The 17,530-nt window shown below is 46.4% G+C and carries 14 protein-coding genes and 1 pseudogene; 11 read left to right on the forward strand and 4 right to left on the reverse strand.

The window, feature by feature from the left end:
- Nucleotides 1-411: 411 nt before the first annotated feature.
- Nucleotides 412-1,149, reverse strand: a complete 738-nt coding sequence (gene trmD, locus RH949_RS31435) for a tRNA (guanosine(37)-N1)-methyltransferase TrmD (protein WP_446358762.1) — start codon at nucleotides 1,147-1,149, stop codon at nucleotides 412-414.
- 364 nt (nucleotides 1,150-1,513) lie between these two features.
- On the opposite strand from trmD, the gene RH949_RS31440 reads away from it, so the two are divergent.
- The 4 genes from RH949_RS31440 to RH949_RS31455 all read left to right on the forward strand — a co-directional run bounded on the left by RH949_RS31440 (nucleotide 1,514) and on the right by RH949_RS31455 (nucleotide 7,790).
- Complete coding sequence (locus tag RH949_RS31440; protein WP_044210562.1) at nucleotides 1,514-2,365, forward strand: cyanophycinase; 852 nt, start codon at nucleotides 1,514-1,516, stop codon at nucleotides 2,363-2,365.
- Nucleotides 2,366-2,795: 430 nt separating this feature from the next.
- Nucleotides 2,796-5,477, forward strand: a complete 2,682-nt coding sequence (gene cphA / locus RH949_RS31445) for a cyanophycin synthetase (protein ID WP_044210504.1) — start codon at nucleotides 2,796-2,798, stop codon at nucleotides 5,475-5,477.
- A gap of 370 nt (nucleotides 5,478-5,847) precedes the next feature.
- Nucleotides 5,848-7,233: an AAA family ATPase gene (locus RH949_RS31450; protein ID WP_446358742.1), complete on the forward strand. Its 1,386-nt coding sequence runs from the start codon at nucleotides 5,848-5,850 to the stop codon at nucleotides 7,231-7,233.
- On the forward strand, nucleotides 7,233-7,790 hold the full coding sequence (locus tag RH949_RS31455; RefSeq protein ID WP_446358744.1) for a hypothetical protein: 558 nt from the start codon (nucleotides 7,233-7,235) through the stop codon (nucleotides 7,788-7,790). The genes RH949_RS31450 and RH949_RS31455 overlap by 1 nt, the downstream gene beginning before the upstream one ends.
- 169 nt (nucleotides 7,791-7,959) lie before the next feature.
- Here RH949_RS31455 and RH949_RS31460 read toward each other — a convergent pair whose 3' ends face one another.
- Both RH949_RS31460 and RH949_RS31465 read right to left on the reverse strand, forming a co-directional pair.
- A complete protein-coding gene (locus tag RH949_RS31460) occupies nucleotides 7,960-8,160 on the reverse strand; it encodes a hypothetical protein (RefSeq protein WP_446358746.1) in 201 nt (66 codons plus the stop codon).
- Between the two features lie 96 nt (nucleotides 8,161-8,256).
- Nucleotides 8,257-9,378, reverse strand: coding sequence for a response regulator (locus RH949_RS31465; RefSeq protein ID WP_446358748.1), 1,122 nt, complete (start codon nucleotides 9,376-9,378; stop codon nucleotides 8,257-8,259).
- Between the two features lie 938 nt (nucleotides 9,379-10,316).
- Between RH949_RS31465 and RH949_RS31470 the strand changes: the two genes are divergently transcribed.
- The 4 genes and pseudogenes from RH949_RS31470 (at nucleotide 10,317) to RH949_RS31485 (ending at nucleotide 15,609) form a co-directional block, all read left to right on the forward strand.
- Nucleotides 10,317-11,480 (forward strand): RNA polymerase sigma factor, encoded by a 1,164-nt coding sequence (locus RH949_RS31470; protein WP_446358750.1) that lies wholly within the window; start codon nucleotides 10,317-10,319, stop codon nucleotides 11,478-11,480.
- A 351-nt stretch (nucleotides 11,481-11,831) separates the two neighbouring features.
- On the forward strand, nucleotides 11,832-13,499 hold the full coding sequence (locus tag RH949_RS31475) for an ABC transporter ATP-binding protein (protein ID WP_446358752.1): 1,668 nt from the start codon (nucleotides 11,832-11,834) through the stop codon (nucleotides 13,497-13,499).
- 177 nt (nucleotides 13,500-13,676) lie between these two features.
- Nucleotides 13,677-14,563: pseudogene (locus RH949_RS31480) on the forward strand (RNA-guided endonuclease InsQ/TnpB family protein).
- A 167-nt stretch (nucleotides 14,564-14,730) separates the two neighbouring features.
- Entirely contained in the window at nucleotides 14,731-15,609 is an 879-nt protein-coding gene (locus tag RH949_RS31485) for an Rpn family recombination-promoting nuclease/putative transposase (protein ID WP_446358754.1), read from the forward strand.
- A gap of 67 nt (nucleotides 15,610-15,676) precedes the next feature.
- On the opposite strand, the gene RH949_RS31490 is transcribed toward RH949_RS31485, so the two are convergent.
- Nucleotides 15,677-16,039, reverse strand: coding sequence for a hypothetical protein (locus RH949_RS31490; RefSeq protein WP_044210550.1), 363 nt, complete (start codon nucleotides 16,037-16,039; stop codon nucleotides 15,677-15,679).
- Nucleotides 16,040-16,122: 83 nt separating this feature from the next.
- On the opposite strand from RH949_RS31490, the gene RH949_RS31495 reads away from it, so the two are divergent.
- From RH949_RS31495 to RH949_RS31505, 3 genes are all read left to right on the forward strand, one after another.
- Nucleotides 16,123-16,359 carry a hypothetical protein gene (locus RH949_RS31495; RefSeq protein WP_446358756.1) on the forward strand — a complete coding sequence of 79 codons (237 nt, stop codon included), beginning with the start codon at nucleotides 16,123-16,125 and terminating at the stop codon, nucleotides 16,357-16,359.
- Between the two features lie 82 nt (nucleotides 16,360-16,441).
- On the forward strand, nucleotides 16,442-16,960 hold the full coding sequence (locus tag RH949_RS31500; protein ID WP_446358758.1) for an HNH endonuclease: 519 nt from the start codon (nucleotides 16,442-16,444) through the stop codon (nucleotides 16,958-16,960).
- 16 nt (nucleotides 16,961-16,976) lie between these two features.
- The gene (locus tag RH949_RS31505; RefSeq protein ID WP_446358760.1) at nucleotides 16,977-17,366 is read left to right on the forward strand and encodes an alr0857 family protein; all 390 of its coding nucleotides are present in this window, start codon (nucleotides 16,977-16,979) and stop codon (nucleotides 17,364-17,366) included.
- The last annotated feature ends 164 nt before the right edge of the window (nucleotides 17,367-17,530 follow it).

The following is a 17,530-nucleotide window of genomic DNA, read 5'->3' on the forward strand; positions in this document are numbered from 1 at the left end:
GCCCACGGGGATATATCGATTACCCAATGGGAAGTTGATTATGAGTCGGGAATGCGATCAATAATATTGGCAACAGATTTTTGCCGTTTATCCACGTAGGGGCGCACCGACGTGCATTGGTGTCAACTTAAGCTCAACCCCACACCCCCAGCCCCACTCCCACGCCCGGGCGAGGGGAGCAAGAGCCACCGATCCCCCATCTCCCGCGCAACAAAAGCGCAGCATCTGCTGTCCGCCCCCCTGCCATAAAAGCGAAGCATCCTTACTCCTCCCCCCTCGTGTAGGGGGGAACGAGGGGGGTAGGGGGGAACGAGGGGGGTAGGGGGGAACGAGGGGGGTAGGGGGGAACGAGGGGAGTCCGGAGTTGGGGTTAGGGGATGAGGGGGAAATGTTGAGAAGTAAAACCCGCCCCTACAGGCTTGTGTCTCTATCCCTTTCATTACTCGGACTCGGCGGATTTTCAGCCGGCTTAACCCATTTGTCGTATAAATCAGGGCGACGTTCCCGGGTTCTCTGAATCTGTTGGTCTTTGCGCCACTGGTCAATCGCCTGATGATTGCCCGATAATAAAACATCTGGAACGTGCCAACCGCGAAATTCAGCAGGGCGTGTCCACTGTGGATAGTCTAATAATCCGGCTTCAAAACTCTCTGATTTAAGGGATTCCACTTTCCCCACTGTTCCAGGGCGTAATCTCACCACCCCATTAATTAGGGCGAGTGCGGGAATTTCACCGCAGGTTAAGACAAAATCCCCTAACGATACTTCTCGCGTCACTAAATGTAAGACTCGTTCATCGACACCTTCATAATGTCCACAGATAATCACAATCTGGTCATAACCCGTCGCCAACTCCACCAACAATGGCTGGTTCATCGGTTGTCCCTGGGGCGTCATTAAAATCACCTCTCGCCGAGGTAATCGAGGTAACGACTCCACCGCCGCAAAAATCGGTTCGGGTTTCATTAACATCCCCACGCCACCTCCATAAGGTTCATCGTCAACCCGTCGGTGTTTATCGGTGGCAAAATCACGAGGATTGATTAGGTGCACTTGGGCAATTTGTTTGGTCAATGCCTTACCCAGCAGTCCTGATGCCAGGGGAGAGGTAAAGAAATCCGGAAACAGGGTGACAACATCAAAGCGCACAAGAATTGAGTAGCTGTTAAGACAAAAAAGGGTCAATAGTAACTCATAGTATAGGTAATTATTGGTATAATTTGCCATGATGATGGGGAAACAGCCGATTTCCTCTGAACGGCTCAGTGTCGTGAGTGAGCCTTCTTTGGCAGCTAAACAAGTGACCATTTCCATCGATTCACCGTATCGAGGCGGCTGTAGAGTGCATCTGATCAAAGCCAAGCGCGATGGTGTTTAGTTGTGGAGAAGCTTACCCAGGACAGCCTAAACCAGTAGTTGAGCTAGAGTCAAAATCGTAATAAAGTGACAGTTCTAGCCAAGCGCGATACTCAAGTATTGAACTCACCTTATGCCCGAACTCGACATCGACAGTATGCTGCAGTTAGACTCTCAATTCCAAGCGACGACAATGCCTCAATCGACAAAAACCGCCATCATTGTTATTGGTGGTGCGGAAGATAAAGTTCATGGACGGGAGATCCTGCAAACCTTTTTTCGTCGATCGGGTGCAGGTGAGGCGCGAATTGCGATTATTCCATCGGCGTCGCGAGAACCCGCGATTATTGGCGATCGCTATCAGCGGATTTTTGAGGATATGGGGGCAAAGGAAATTAAAGTCCTGGATGTGCGCGATCGCGCTCAAGGTTCGGATGCTGAGCTACAAGAGTATGTGGAAACCTGTACGGGTGTATTCATGACCGGTGGAGATCAACTGCGTTTGTGCGGTTTGCTCTCGGATACCCCGTTAATGGAAAAAGTCCGCCAACGGGCACATTTAGGGGAGATTACCTTAGCGGGAACCAGTGCAGGTGCGGCGGTGATGGGTCATCACATGATCGCAGGCGGTGGGAGTGGTGAGTCCCCGAATCGCTCCTTAGTCGATATGGCAACAGGGTTGGGGATTATTCCTGAAGTTATTGTCGATCAGCATTTTCTGAATCGAAATCGCATCGCCCGCTTGATGAGTGCGATCGCCATGCACCCAGATCGCTTGGGGATCGGCATCGATGAAGATACTTGTATCATCTTTGAGCGAGATGGTTGGTTACAGGTTATGGGCAAAGGTACGGTGACGATTATTGATCCCGGAGAACTGTCTCACACCAATCAAGTGGATATTGGCAGCACCGATCCCATTGGTCTACATAACCTCCGAGTCCATGTTTTATGTCATGGCGATCGCTATCATGTCTATAAACGAGCATTAATGCCAGTCAACGCCTAATGCAGAACGGCATTTTTGAGCGGGGGGATCTGGGGGAGATTTTAGCGGCTAAACTCAAAACCAGGTTCCCTTGAGCAAGCGCGTTGGGTTAAAACTCAAAAATCCTTCCAGAAAAATGTTCATAATGAACAGTTTGATGGCTTTGAACAGTCGGAAACTAGATAAGATGTCCCATCCACTCAAAACGAGTGAATCCAATCAGGGCAAGAGTAGACGACTCCCCCGATTACGTGGAGGACTTTTGAGAACGGGCAAAAATGTTGAGACAAAGTAAGTCGCGATACTTGAGAAGTCTACGCTCTAATCTGGAGATCCAGGGTAGGAGGATGTCACGTAATGTTACAGAAATTCCTAAAATAGATTTTGCACAATCCCTAGTTTGTGCTTCAAAAGCCGACATTGTGAACCATCCCCGATTTCATCACTAACTATGAGAATTCTAAAAATCCAGACGTTACGCGGTCCCAACTACTGGAGCATTCGACGCCATAAACTTATTGTCATGCGTCTTGATTTGGAGGAACTCATCGATAAACCCTCCAATGTACTTCCGGGATTCTACGAGGGACTGGTAGAGACGCTACCCAGTCTAGAGGATCATTTCTGTTCTCCGGGTGTTCGGGGTGGGTTCTTAAGTCGGGTCAAAGAAGGCACGATGATGGGGCATATTATCGAACATGTGGCGCTGGAACTTCAGGAACTGGCAGGAATGCGCGTTGGGTTTGGTCGGACTCGGGAAACTGGGACAGCCGGAATTTATCAAGTTGTTTTCGAGTACATTGACGAGCAGGCGGGTCGCTATGCGGCTAGGGCGGCTGTGCGCTTGTGCCAAAGTATTATCGATACTAGAGCCTATCCCCAACGGGAGTTAGCTCAAGACTTAAAAGACCTGAGCGAACTGGCTCGCGATGCGGCGTTAGGACCGAGTACAGAAGCCTTGGTCAAAGAAGCCGACGCCCGAGGCATTCCCTGGCTTACCCTAAGTGCCAGAGCCATGATTCAGCTTGGCTACGGGTTGCATCAGAAGCGAATTCAAGCCACCTTGAGTGATTACTCCGGAATTTTAGGGGTGGAATTAGCCTGTGATAAAGAAGGGACGAAGCAGATTTTGCTGGATGCGGGGGTTCCGGTTCCCCGAGGCACAACGGTGCTTTATTTGGACGAATTAGACAGCGCGATCGAGTATGTGGGGGGGTATCCGATTGTGATTAAACCCCTGGATGGTAATCATGGACGGGGGATTACGATTGACATCCGCAACTGGGATGAAGTGGAAAAAGCTTATGATCGCGCTAAAGATATTTCCCGTGCTGTGATTGTCGAGCGCTATTATCCCGGTTTTGACCACCGCGTCTTGGTGATTAACGGGAAAGTTGAAGCCGTCGCCCAGCGGATTCCAGCACGGGTAATTGGGGATGGTAAGTCCACGGTTGAGGAACTGATTGAACGGACGAACCGCGATCCCAATCGGGGCGACGGTCATGATAACGTCCTGACGAAAATTGTCGTCGATCATACGAGTTTGAGTGTACTAGAACGTCAGGGTTACAGTTTAGATACAGTCCTCAAAGAAGATGAGGTTTGTTATTTACGGGCAACGGCTAATCTGAGTACGGGGGGTATTGCCATAGACCGCACGGACGATATCCACCCGGAAAACGTTTGGTTAGCGGAACGGGTGGCGAAAATTATTGGTCTGGATATTGCCGGCATTGATATTGTCACGCCTGATATTAGCCAACCCCTACGGGACATTGATGGCGTGGTGGTGGAAGTAAATGCGGCACCTGGATTCCGGATGCATGTCTGTCCCTCTGAAGGTTTACCGCGCAATGTCGCCGCGCCGGTGATGGATATGCTGTTTCCACCGGGACAAGCCAGTCGGATTCCGATTCTGGCGGTGACAGGGACGAATGGGAAAACTACAACCACTCGCTTGCTTGCCCATATCTATAAGCAAACGGGTCATGTTGTTGGGTATACCACCACGGATGGGATCTACATTGGCGATCATCTGGTGGAACAAGGAGACACCACTGGACCCCAAAGCGCTCAAGTGATTCTCAAAGATCCCACGGTTGAGGTGGCGGTATTGGAAACAGCACGAGGCGGGATTCTGCGATCGGGTTTAGCCTTTGATGCTTGTGATGTGGGTGTTGTTTTAAATGTCTCGGCGGATCACTTGGGCATTGGCGATATTGATACCCTTGACCAGATGGCGCATCTTAAGAGTGTAGTGGCTGAATCGGTGAGTCCTGCTGGGTATGCCGTTCTTAATGCTGAAGATCCCCTAGTGACAGAAATGGCACAGCGCGTCAAAGGGCATGTGGCATTTTTCTCCATGAATCCCGACAATGAGGTGGTGAAAGCTCATACCCGCCAGGGAGGTTTAGCAGGGGTGTATGAAAATGGCTACCTATCATTAATCCGAGGCGAATGGACGCTGCGGATTGAGAAGGCGGAAAATATGCCTGTAACGATGAGAGGAATGGCACCGTTCCAAATTGCTAATGCCTTAGCCGCGAGTCTCGCCGCCTTTGCTCAAGGGGTTCCGATTGAGGCAATTCGTGACGCTTTGACCACATTCCGGGCGTCTGTGGCGCAGACACCGGGACGGATGAATTTATTTAATCTGGGTGAGTATCATGCCTTGGTGGATTATGCCCATAATGCTGCCAGTTATGAAGCTGTGGGCGGCTTTGTCCGCAATTGGTCTGGGGAACGGGTTGGCGTCGTTGGTGGACCAGGCGATCGCCGAGATGAGGATTTCATTAATCTGGGACGACTCTCTGCGGACATTTTTGACCGGATCATTATTAAAGAAGATGCGGATTTACGGGGACGTCCCAGTGGCGAGGCGGCGGAGTTGATTCGCAAGGGAATTCTGGAGACGAATCCGGATCGGGAGTATGAAATTATTCTCAATGAAACCGACGCGATTAATACGGCGTTAGACGGCGTGGCGTCCGGTGGTTTGGTGGTGATTTTCCCGGAAAAGGTGAGTGGGACGATTCGCTTGATTGAGGAACGGCGTCCTCTACCGGAGAATGGCTATCAATCGGTGGGTGAGTCTCCAGTGGATTTACAGCCATCGGTGGCGAACCCGAGGTGATGGGAATGTAAGTCGGTTGGGCAAGGAGAAGCAGATGCGATCGCGATCGTAGTTCTTGTCGGTTGGGTAGAGCGTAAGCGAAACCCAACAGGCTCTTAGGAGAGAAAATCGGGGCGGGTTTAGTCACATCTGGAGTGCGATCGCAACGATAAAGGTAAAACCCGCCCCTACATATATCTTTTCACTCTACTGGACTGACACAGCTAAAATTGTGGGATAGGTTTTACGGTTAAATCGGGCGCACGTCGGTGCGCCCCTACGGTTTCTTTGCCATAATTATAAATCATCTAATTATAGCATCCATCTGACGTATTAATGGGCTTGGTGACTGCTATAGCAGACATTGAGGTTTTGAAGATAATAGCAGGCAATGAAAATTCAAATCAAAAATCTTGGTGTTTTAAAGCAAGCTGAATTCACGCTTGGCGATTTGACAATCATTTGTGGTGGTAACAATACTGGCAAGACCTACGCCACTTATGCCCTGTTTGGCTTTTTGTATAGTTGGCGGCAGATATTTTCTATCGAGATAGAGTCCGATAAAATCGAACAATTACTGGCAGAAGGTGCAGCTCGTATTGATATAACCGAATATATTGAACAAGCTCAACAGATTGTTCTTCAAGGGTGTCAAGACTATACCCAGCAATTATCAAAGATTTTTGCTACATCAGCAGACCGATTCAAAGAAACCGAATTTTATGTGAATTTGGACACCAAACATATTCAGTTAAACAGTCGATTTGAGCGGAGAATGAGTACCGCGAGTTCAGATATTTTTTCAATGACTAAAAGCGAAGAAAGCACAGAACTTGTTATCACCCTTTTAGTTGAACAAGAAAAAGCAAAGATACCAGTAGATATTATTGAACGGATTATTGCTGATGCCCTTAAAGACATCATCTTTGCCCAACTTCTACCTAACCCTTTCATTGCCAGCGCTGAACGGACAGGTGCTGCCATTTTTCGCAAAGAGTTGAATTTCGCCCGTAACCGCTTACTTGAAGAAATGGGTCAGGCTGATCAGCAGATCAATCCCATAGAGCTTTTATTCAAAGATTATGAAGATTATGCACTGCCAATAAAAACCAATGTGGAGTTTACCCGAAAACTAGAAAGCCTTGTCAAAAAAAGCAGTTTTATTGTTGGTAACTATGCCGATGTATTGTCAGATTTTGCTGACATCATCGGCGGTGAGTATACCGTCAGCCGTAACGATGAACTTTATTACCTGCCAAAGGGAAAACGAGTCAAACTTTCCATGGATGAAAGTTCCAGCGCCGTGCGTTCCCTTCTCGACATCGGCTTTTACCTGAACCACGAAGCCCAGCACGGTGATTTGCTCATCGTAGACGAACCCGAACTAAACTTGCATCCCGAAAACCAGCGCCGCATTGCACGGCTCTTTGCTCGACTGGTGAACCTTGGTATTAAGGTTTTTATCACCACCCACAGCGATTATCTTATTAAAGAATTGAATACGCTGATCATGTTAAACAATGACAAACCACATCTTCAGCGTATTGCTAAAGAAGAAGGTTATCAGAAAGCGGAACTGCTCCGTGCTGAAAAGGTTAAAGTCTATATTGCAGAAGAAGCACGGATACAACTAGAGGGAAAAACGAGAAAATCTAAATACCAAACCCTTACGCCAGCCAATATCGATCCAGAATTTGGTATTGAAGCCCGCAGCTTCGATAGAACTATTGAAACAATGAACCGAATTCAGGAAGCGATTGTCTGGGGTGAGGAGTAATGTCTGATATTGCTATCCTCAAAGAGATGATTAAAGACACCGCGACAGTGCCATTAACGAAAAATAATTACGGCAAAAATCAAGTTATTCTCGAAGAAGCAACTGATTACTCTGTCACGGTTAATGGGATGCCCGATAATGATCAAGTTATTGTGATCAAAACAGATGCTTTTAGCGCACCTAATGCCATTTTTAAAGGCAATCGTGGTGAATGCAAGCGTGCAGATTTTGTCATCATTGCTGACACGGACACTAAAAAGCGCATCATCTTTATGGAACTTAAAGCGAAGAAAGACTCAGAGACAGAAATTATCCAACAATTGACTGGCGCACAGTGTTTTGTGGCGTATTGTCAGGAAATTGGTAGAAAGTTTTGGCAGCAAAAAAATTTTCTTAACAATTATCAGTCTCGTTTCGTTAGTATCGGTCATATCAACGTTCCCAAGAGAAAAACACGCATCGAACGGTCAACTGGCAATTATGATAGTCCTGAGCGGATGTTAAAAATTGACTGGCCCGATTATATTGAATTCAATCACTTGGCTGGACGTAAATAAGCGCTGAATCCTATAAAATTGGTTTAACTTCACGCTAAGTATCCTCAGTCCAAGAATTTACTGGTCGCTTCAAAAAACACTCCCCACTCCCAATACGGCAAGGGAGAGGAAGCAGAGGGAGTAGAGACGTTCCGGCGGAACGTCTGAGATCATGGAAATTCCGTTGTAGTTAATCCCGCCTTAAATCTCCTCGGTCATCACTGGGATCATTGGGCATTTGCGGGGTTACGGCTGGATTGTCTACGGTTTCCTCAGCATCGCGATCGGCAATATAACCGGGTTTCATGGTTAAATCCTTTGAGTCAACCGTTGGAGTTTGCTCTTGAGCCTTTTCCTGTTCCGGTGACGTGTTATTTGGGTCTGAACTCATTACAGCCTAATTGTTTCAACAGCTTTACCTTAACCTCTTCATCGGCAAAACTGTACTATCGCAAGGCAGAAATTCTACCTTCTTGCACTAAGTAGCTTATTTATAGTTACACAGGATTGTATCCAGAATCCGTTCATGCTGCTTGAGTTCTGTAACATCGCGGACGGTAATCGAAAAGCCATCTCCCAACTTAACCACAATCAATTCATAGCATTTCTTTTCACTATCACTTTCCCAATAAAATTCTTGTTCGAGTGGTTCTCCGGTTTCCACCACCTGCACGAACTTTTCAAACAATCCTGGGACGAGTCGATTCAGCAGTTTCTTTTGCCCTGCTTTACTCGTAAGATCTTCTCGTTTTTTCCCCAAGAGTTTGGCAAAGACGGGATTAACCAACAGATAGCGAAAGTCCTCGATTTCTCCAGTGACTAAATCCCTTACCGCTTGCATGGCGGCAATTCCATCTCTAGAACTGTTCAACAAACTGGTGAGGAGGGCGTGAGATTGGTAGAGAATTTCCGTCGTTTTTTGATGTTGCTCGATTTGTTGTCGGAGTTTGTGTTTTTGTTGTTGCAGCGTCAGGTGAGTTTCGATGCGGGCGATGACTTCTTCGGGTTGGAAGGGTTTGGTGATGTAATCCACTCCCCCAACTTGAAAGGCTTTGACTTTATCAAATACTTCGTTTAATGCACTGATAAAAATAATGGGAATGTCCGAAGTTTCTGCGTCGGCTTTCAGGGTTGAGCAGACTTGGTAGCCATCGATATCAGGCATTTTAATATCGAGTAAAATGACATCGGGGGGGGGGAAATTGCGGACGGTTTTTAATGCCATTGTGCCGTTGGTGACGCGGCGAACTTTGTACCCCTGCTTGGTTAAAATTTCGTTAAAAAAATGCAATTTTCCTACGAGATTATCAACAATTAAGATATTGCCTTTGGGGTCTTCAGTGTGGTAATTATTGCTTTGTTCTAAGAGTAAACGGCGGAAGTGATTTTTGGTGACTTTTTCGTCGAGTAAGTCTGAAAGATGTTTCCATAATCGGGAGGCTAAGTCTTTGATATGCCCCACGCTCATGTATAAGCGATCGGCGACGGTGCTGTAGGTTTCGTTGTCCCAAGCGGCTTTGAGGATTTCTTTTTCTGGTGCGGTGAGTTGTTTACCTGTTTTAGCTTGAAGGATAGATTCGACAAACTCTAGGGCTTCTTCAAGAGTCATGGGCAGTTACGATATCATCTTATCAATGTTTTTGATGCTTGCACCCCGGTTTTTATTTTAGCTGCTCATTTCTAGAAGTTCCAACCCTTAATGAAGGTCAACCCTTCTTTTTTAAGCTTTTGGGGGAAAATACGGAGAGGAAATACGCCGTTGACGTAGATAAACGTATTACAGAGTTGGCGATTGAATGAAATACATTCCAGGACGTGTCTAATAGGATATACTTCGCACGGTCAGAATTTGTCATTCTGAACGGAGCGATAGCGGAGTGAAGAATCTCACCAGATGCGTGAGCTGTAGTCCGCTACGCTCTGCATGACAAAAGCTCAGTTTGTGACCGCGAACAGTATAATTGCAGGGCTGCTACCTGATTGGGTTGAAAATTTATGTAATACGGATAAGTTTTTCGTATTACATACAGATGTGTTTTAGTGCGTGATATGGCATTCAGTGGCAACGAGCCGACTTTTCCAACTTTATGATCCGACTTTCCCGACTGACAGGGGCTAGGGCGGGGAGCCATGATAGAGACATGGAAAGGATGCAGCCTCTTGCCAAAGAGCCACTGAATCCAATCCTTAGCCGGATGAATACGGCGTCAAAGCTAGTAGATGTTCGGTGAAAAAACAACAAGTAAATCCAATCAAAAAGGAGGAATCATGCGTTTATTTTTTTGGCCGTGGTTTTAGTAATTAAACAATTAAGAGTTAACTCTTAATTGTTTAAGCTTATAAGTCTAAGCCGAGTTAAAAATCCTTACTCGGCTTAGTAAAAATTAATCTTACTGAAGATAACAAAATTAGCTAATGTAGCGCAGGCGGAATAAAACCTCACTGGGTTATAGTTTGGCGAGATTTTGGATGCAAATGAAAAAGGAACAGAAGCCTGTTTTTTGATAGTTTTCACTACCTATTGGGTTCACTACCAGTTTTTAAGTCATGTCACATTCTCAATCAGCTAGTGCATCAGGCATTCGGGGTTGCTCTGAAGAGTTAGAGAAAGCATTTTGGCAGCAATGGCAGCAGTATCAAGATTATCTTTACCGTTGCTGCATTAAATGGATGGGGGGGAACCCAACGGATGCGGAAGATGCGCTCTCGCAGGCGATGCTGAAAGCTTGGGAGAAGGTGCAAAAGTATGCGGGGAAAATTAGTAATTTTAAGGCTTGGTTGACAAGTCTGACTCATAATCTCTGCGTGGATATTCATCGAGAACGCAGTCGGGGGGCGAATCGAGTTGAGGATATAGAAGGTTACGCTTTTGGTGAGGAGCAAAGACTGGTACGGAGTGAAGATACACCAGAAATTGCAATAGAGACTGACGAGAAAAGAATTGTGATTCGCCGTGCGATTGATAATTTACCTCCTCGGTTGCGCGAGACGTTTATCCTGCATTTTTATGAGGAATTGTCTTATCCAGAGATTGCCCAACAGCAAGAGATTTCCTATCAGAATGTCTGCAAGCGTATTTCCCAGGCGCGGAAGATTTTGCAAGAGGAGTTGAGGGGATATTTTATCGAAGAGGATAAGACAGATACGGATAAATCTGTTCCACCGACTGCAACGGAGTCGGCAATTGGGGAAATGTCCGAGGGGAATGGGGGAGTTGAAGCGATTGTAGGGGAGACGGTGACGTTACCGGAAGCGGTGGAGGAAGTGGAGAGTGTTGGGGGTGAGGAAGCGCAGGAGGTAGCGCGTGATGTGCAGCACTCTGAGTCGGTGATGGTTGCGGCGACTAATGATGGGAAGGTAGAGGTAAAGAGTGATAGTTGTCGGTGCGTTGAAGCGGCGCTGGGTGAAAGGCTGCTTGCACCGATTTTGGCGTTGGCACAATTTGATGAAGAAACTGGAAGTTGGGGGAATTCCTGTCTGGTGGTGCAGAGGATGCAACAACAGTCTCTTGTGGGGAAAGTTGCAGGAGAATTTTTGCAAGCTAACAAGCCGTACCAGCATCGTTTTATTGAAACCACTGCCTTTTCCAATATTGGCAAGAAGATACAACAGGCTGGAAACGAATATGGTGGCGCAGTTTGGGGAGGAATCATCAACAAAGGAGCAGACCTGTTGAAAGCTTTCGTAGGTGATCCCTTGCGTAATTTCTAATGGAAGCGTAACAAAGCCGACTTTTCCGACTTTGATGATCCGACTTTCCCGACTGACAGGGGTGGGGGAGGGGAGCCATGATAGAGACATAGAAAGGATGCAGCCTCTTGCAAAGAGCAACTGAATCCAATTCTTAGCTGGATAAATACTGCGTCCTTAAATATAGAATCAAGCAAGATCACTTACCTAGATAGATAAACACAAAATGGTGAATATTTTAATTTTCAATGAGATGGGACAACAAGTAGCAGTAGGGTGGGCATTGCCCACCCTACTTGCTAAGGAGCTATTCCACATAGAAAATACAAAAATACAATTATAAATCGTGCCAGTATAAAAAAACGATAACCTATGGAACTAATTTGGTTTTTCAAAACCCTCAAAAAATACATTGCCGACTACAAATGGCAATTCATTTTACTCTTTATCTGCCTAATATTCGACGCCGCCTTTGACTCAATCTTCCGAGCCAGCTTAAAATTTATCATCGACGCCGCCATCGTTCCCCAAAACTACAGACTTCTCGTTCTCATCCTATCCTTGCTAGCCGTCGGAGCCTTTTTATATATCTGCATCGGCATACTCGGACTTTCCCTCGGCGCACGTTTAGGCATTGCCATCACCAACAATATCCGATACTCTCTATTCGAGCATCTGCAAAACCTTTCCATGGAGTTTTTTGGACGGCGTTCCGCCGGGGATATTGTCAAATGCCTCATGTCCGATGTCCAGAAGGTGGAAAACGGTGTCATTACCATGGGACTAACCGTGGTTATTCTAGTATTGTGTAACCTGCTGTTTTCCATAATTTTTCTCTTCTTACTCAATTGGCAATTAGCCCTACTCAGTTTAATTGGGTTAACCCTGTGCGCCATTGCCCCAGCCAAAATTGCCAGCCTCGCCACCAACGCCGGTTATCAGTTATTGCAAAAAGAAGGACAAATTGCCAACGTTGTTGAAGAGAATATCCTCTCCCAAGCCGTTGTTAAGATATTCGGACTAGAAAGCCGAATGTCCCAGGAGTTTTTCGCCCATCTAGACGCCTTAAAACAAATCTATATCCGGGCAACCTTTCTCTCCTACTTAACCCACAAAATCCCGATGGTGGGTTTTGTCCTGACGCAGATTGTGGTTTTAAGTATCGGGGCTGTCATGACCTACCAGAGTATCATTTCCGTAGGGACTCTTGCCTCCTTTCAAGTCTTCTTACTCGGATTGAATCTCAACATCCTCGGCTTATCTTCATCAATCCCTATGTTTATCGATGGCATAGCCGCCCTACGACGCATCAGCGATATTTTGTCAGAAGTTCCTACCATTCAGGATGCCCCAGATGCGATGGACTTGCCCCATTTTCACAGTGAACTTTACTTTGACAATGTTACCTTTAACTACTCCTCTGAAAGAAGCGGGGTAAAAAATCTATCCCTGAAGATTCGCCAAGGGGACTTTGCGGTATTTGTCGGTGCTTCTGGCGCGGGAAAAAGTACAATTATCAACTTACTGATGCGATTTTATGACCCGGATAAAGGACGGATTCTGTTTGATGGCGTTGATTTACGTCATGTCACAGTACGCTCCCTCCGTTCTCAAATTGGACTGGTTTCTCAGGATGTAATTCTGTTTAACTGTTCCGTGCGAGAAAACATCCGCATGGGCTATTTAGACGCCACCGATGAACAAGTAGAAGCCGCCGCTAAATCCGCCGAAATTCACAAATTTATTTTGTCCTTACCCCAAGGCTACGACACCCCAGTCGGAGACAGAGGCGGACAATTATCCGGGGGACAACGACAACGAATCGCCCTCGCCAGGGCGCTGGTGAGAGATCCCGCGATTCTGATTCTGGATGAAGCCACATCCGCCTTAGATCCTGCCACAGAAGCCGAAATCCTCGCCACCATTGAGCATATCACTCAAGACCGCACCGTGATTTTCATCACCCACCGCATGGCTCATGCGATGCGTGCGGATGTCATGTATGTGCTGGAAAACGGCGGCTTGGTGGTGAGTGGGTGACACGTAAACTACAGGAGCTTGGTAGCCCCGGTCTTTCAAGCCGGGGCGGAAAAGCGACATTGCGGCTTAAGCCGCCGTACTCTTTTTTTTTAGTGCCTTGTATGGTGTGGGTCATTCAAATAGGCTAACCTTGGGTTTGTAGACAGTCAATTAGCTATCAACCGGGAGGTGATTCTGTTGTTCGGATGCCAACAGGTTCTAATCAAGTCGGATAAAGAGACTCAGGCAATTCTTGAGTATCTTTGCTCTGAGTCAAATGACCTGTACAACTGCGCTGTGTACTATGCTCGTCAAATGTGGTTCAAAACTGGCAAAATTGTTAGCGGTTTTGATCTTACGGCTGAGATGAAAACAAACCGTCATTTCAACGCCGGATACGCCAGCTCAATGCAGCAAACTTGCATCAATGTAGGTGAGGCATTCAAGTCATTTAAGCAGTTGTTAGCTAAGTCTAAAAAGGGCGAACTGGAGCAAAAACCCAAACCGCCAAAGTACCGGAAGTCAGGCGGATTATTCACCGTGACATATCCGAAACGTTGGCTCAAACTGGCAGAAAACCAGATTCGATTCCCGTTAGGCAATCAGGTTAAGGCATGGTTTGGAATTAGTGAATTCTTTTTGCCAATGCCGTCCAACCTTGATTGGAAAGCCGTTAGAGAGGTTCGCATTCTGCCCAGAAATGGAAAGACTCTACCAATATGGGTAAAGTCAACAATCAGAAATTTGTCTCTGTTCCAACTGCCAAACTGAAAGACAGAATTGCTCAACTGTGTGAACAGTATGGGATTCGGATTGAAGAAACCGAAGAATCTTATACATCAAAAGCAAGCTTTCTCGATAACGATGAACTCCCCAAATATGGTGAAAAACCCCAGAGCTGGAAATCATCAGGTAAACGGGTAAAGCGTGGATTGTTTCGCACTGCCAACTTTGGCTATATCAATGCTGATTGCAACGGAGCCGCGAATATTCTTCGCAAAGTAAAGGCAAAACTCAGTTTAGATCTGAGTGAAGTTACTAGAGGTGCCTTGACAGCACCCATTCGTTTAAGGCTTTGGTCTTAGCGATGCTAGAATCTGCGTCTATGAAAGAGTGCAGAGTGTCAAAGAGATTTTTCCGGGTATACGATTAGGACTTTCGGCACCATAGAGACGTTCCATGGAACGTCTCTACATAAATTAGCGCTAAATCTGTCACAATATATTAAGTAAACGTTCCCATCAATGCCGTTATGCCCCAAACACACATCAGATTTGATTGGGCGATTAAAAAATTACTGAGAAACAAAGCTAATTATGGTGTTTTGGCAGGGTTCTTGAGTGAGTTATTGGGGAAACCCATCCAGATCCAATCAATCCTCGAAGGTGAAAGCAATCAACAAGCCGAGGATGACAAGCTAAATCGAGTCGATATTCTGGCTGAAAATGACCAGGGGGAATTGATTCTCATTGAAGTGCAAAACAATACAGAGCAAGATTATTTCCATCGGATGCTCTATGGCACAGCGAGATTAATTACTGACTTCCTGGAAAAAGGGCAGCCTTATGGGAAGGTCAAAAAAGTTTATTCAGTGAATGTCGTCTACTTTTCTCTGGGACAGGGAGATGATTATATTTACAAAGGAAAATTAGATTTTAAGGGTCTTCACTTAGAAGACAGGTTGGGTCTATCAATAAACCAGCAGAAGCTGTTTAATATCCAAGATGTCTATGAGATTTTCCCCGAATATTATGTGATTAAAGTCAACAACTTTAACGACGTAGCTAAGACGACCTTAGACGAATGGATCTATTTCTTGAAAAAGAGCCAAATCAAAGATGAGTTTACAGCCCAAGGTTTAGCGGAAGCGAAGGAAAATTTACTCGTCGATAGCTTGAGCGAAGAAGAAAGAGCGAACTACCTGAGATTTATGGAGAATCGGCGTTATGAAGTCAGTCTAATCGAAGGTTCGCGCTCAGAGGGAAGATTAGAGGGAATTGAGGAGGGTATAGAGCAAGGCAAACAGCAAGAAAAGATTAACATAGCCAGAATATTAAAACAAAAAGGAACTGATATTGACACAATCACAGAAGCAACAGGATTTACTAGAAAAGAGATTGAGGAACTGTAAGGGGACTTACTTATAGTAGGGACACGACATGTCGTGTCCCTACAGCGCATTTTCATTAGATGGATGCCTAACGCGCCGCTTTAGCTCTAGATGTCTCCTGGGGCATACTCTCCAGACTGAGGGGTACCATATCGCCGTTAAACGTTAGTCCTAATAACATCGGTTCCTGGGGTTGAATAAACTTGCCCGTGAGGACACACCGTTCTTCTTGCTGCGCGGTAGCCCGAATGCTGGCTCTGATATCGTAGACGGAAAAGTTGGGTCGATAATCGCCTGACTTATGCTGGACATAGTTCCAGAGGATATCTCGAATCAGGGCTTGATAGCCTTGGTTGCCAGATAGATCTTTGAGCTTCTCCTTTAACTCTCTCTCCAAGCGGATGCTGGTGACTTCCATGTCAGTGGTTGAAGTCCTAGGCGCAGTACGTATCATGTTTTTTTCCTCAACAATGTGGACAGGTTCGTAATACAAGTGTAGTATTTAAAAAGCAGTATTGAAACAAATTACCTCCTGTGAGCCTTCATCTATCCTTCTCCACCCCTTGCCCTGATACCAGTCGCCTCGGCGATTGGCGCTCAGCGGGTTTGTCGGTGGAGTTTTTTATTGGGGATGGATATCGCTGGATAGAACAGGGTACAGCCCAAATCGGAACCCTCTTTAATTCTGAGGCTGAGCATTTAATAACCATCAATCCAAAACCGGATTACAACAGCGGGAGGTACAGGCGCATCCAAGCCGTACCGATATAGGACAAGAAAACCATACCGTTTTTCAAATCCCCCGCTCTGACTCAAACAGCAGCGGGGTTTCTTATACCAAGGAGTAAAAAGCGTGACGAGTGTAACTGACGGATTAAGGCGTTCAGTGGTGGTGTTCTCCAAGAACTACCTACCCCTCAGTCGAGTCAATATGAAGCGGGCGGTGACGCTTTTGATTACGGGCAAAGCCGAACCGCTAGATTGGTTTAAGGGTCAAGAATATCCGGTGCATTCACCCAGCCTAGTTTTACTGGTTCCTGAACAGATTCGTTTGACCAAAGCTAATTGCGATCGCGTATGGAAAGTCCCGCCCGTAAATCGCCGTGAAGTCTTGCGTCGGGATAAGCATCGTTGCCAATACTGTGGTAGCCCAAAACGGCTTACCCTCGACCATGTTATCCCCCGCTCTAAGGGCGGAAACCATGGTTGGGACAATGTAGTTACCGCTTGCCAATCGTGCAACAGTCAAAAAGGCGATCGCACACCCCAGCAAGCGGGAATGACTCTACTCACCCAGCCCAAAGCGCCTATGCATCCCACTGTGGCATTTGCCGAACAGTTCTGGCGTCAACAGCACGTCCACCTGGAATAATAGGAGATATCAGGTCATGCTGAAACTTACCTACACCGAAAATAGCTTTTACCTCGAGCGTCTAGCGGGTTCTCTAGAGGAATGGGTGACTGCACGAGTCATGTTGGCTCTACGAGCCGCGTCCAGTCTCTGGGTCGAATCTAGCACCGCCTCGTTTTTACTGCCTGTGGATATGCCTCACTTGGCTGACTTGGAAAAGGCGGTTCGGCAACAACTAATCGATGAGATTTCTCTGTCGATTTGCGATGCTGATTATGTCGAAGTCACCCTGAAAGGCACTTGGATGACTTCTAATCCCCAGGGTGAAGAGGGTGTCTTTGTGGTCAAGCTGAGCGATCGCACTGAGTTTTTTCTCTGCAAACTGTGGCAGGAGTCGCAAACTTATGCCTCTGTTATCAATGAATAAGCGAGGGCGCACTGTCAGTAGTGCGCCTTCACTCTAGGTTGCTAGTGTAGTATGGAAAACTGGGATAGAGTTGTATAACTTATCGGTTATATATCAAAGCGCCTTGCAACTTTTTCAGTTTTGGCAGGAATCAACGTAAAATCAAGGGTTTTAGGTAGTAATTA

It is taken from the genome of Coleofasciculus sp. A1-SPW-01 (assembly GCF_040217205.1).
GTDB classification, from domain to species: domain Bacteria; phylum Cyanobacteriota; class Cyanobacteriia; order Cyanobacteriales; family Coleofasciculaceae; genus Coleofasciculus; species Coleofasciculus chthonoplastes_A.

Bases quoted from the DNA above. Each gene is read 5' to 3' on its own strand.
- RH949_RS31440 (WP_044210562.1), top strand. From the start codon at position 1,514: ATGCTGCAGTTAGACTCTCAATTCCAAGCGACGACAATGCCTCAATCG.
- cphA (WP_044210504.1), top strand. From the start codon at position 2,796: ATGAGAATTCTAAAAATCCAGACGTTACGCGGTCCCAACTACTGGAGC.
- RH949_RS31450 (WP_446358742.1), top strand. From the start codon at position 5,848: ATGAAAATTCAAATCAAAAATCTTGGTGTTTTAAAGCAAGCTGAATTC.
- RH949_RS31455 (WP_446358744.1), top strand. From the start codon at position 7,233: ATGTCTGATATTGCTATCCTCAAAGAGATGATTAAAGACACCGCGACA.
- RH949_RS31460 (WP_446358746.1), bottom strand. From the start codon at position 8,160: ATGAGTTCAGACCCAAATAACACGTCACCGGAACAGGAAAAGGCTCAA.
- RH949_RS31465 (WP_446358748.1), bottom strand. From the start codon at position 9,378: ATGACTCTTGAAGAAGCCCTAGAGTTTGTCGAATCTATCCTTCAAGCT.
- RH949_RS31470 (WP_446358750.1), top strand. From the start codon at position 10,317: ATGTCACATTCTCAATCAGCTAGTGCATCAGGCATTCGGGGTTGCTCT.
- RH949_RS31475 (WP_446358752.1), top strand. From the start codon at position 11,832: ATGGAACTAATTTGGTTTTTCAAAACCCTCAAAAAATACATTGCCGAC.
- RH949_RS31485 (WP_446358754.1), top strand. From the start codon at position 14,731: ATGCCCCAAACACACATCAGATTTGATTGGGCGATTAAAAAATTACTG.
- RH949_RS31505 (WP_446358760.1), top strand. From the start codon at position 16,977: ATGCTGAAACTTACCTACACCGAAAATAGCTTTTACCTCGAGCGTCTA.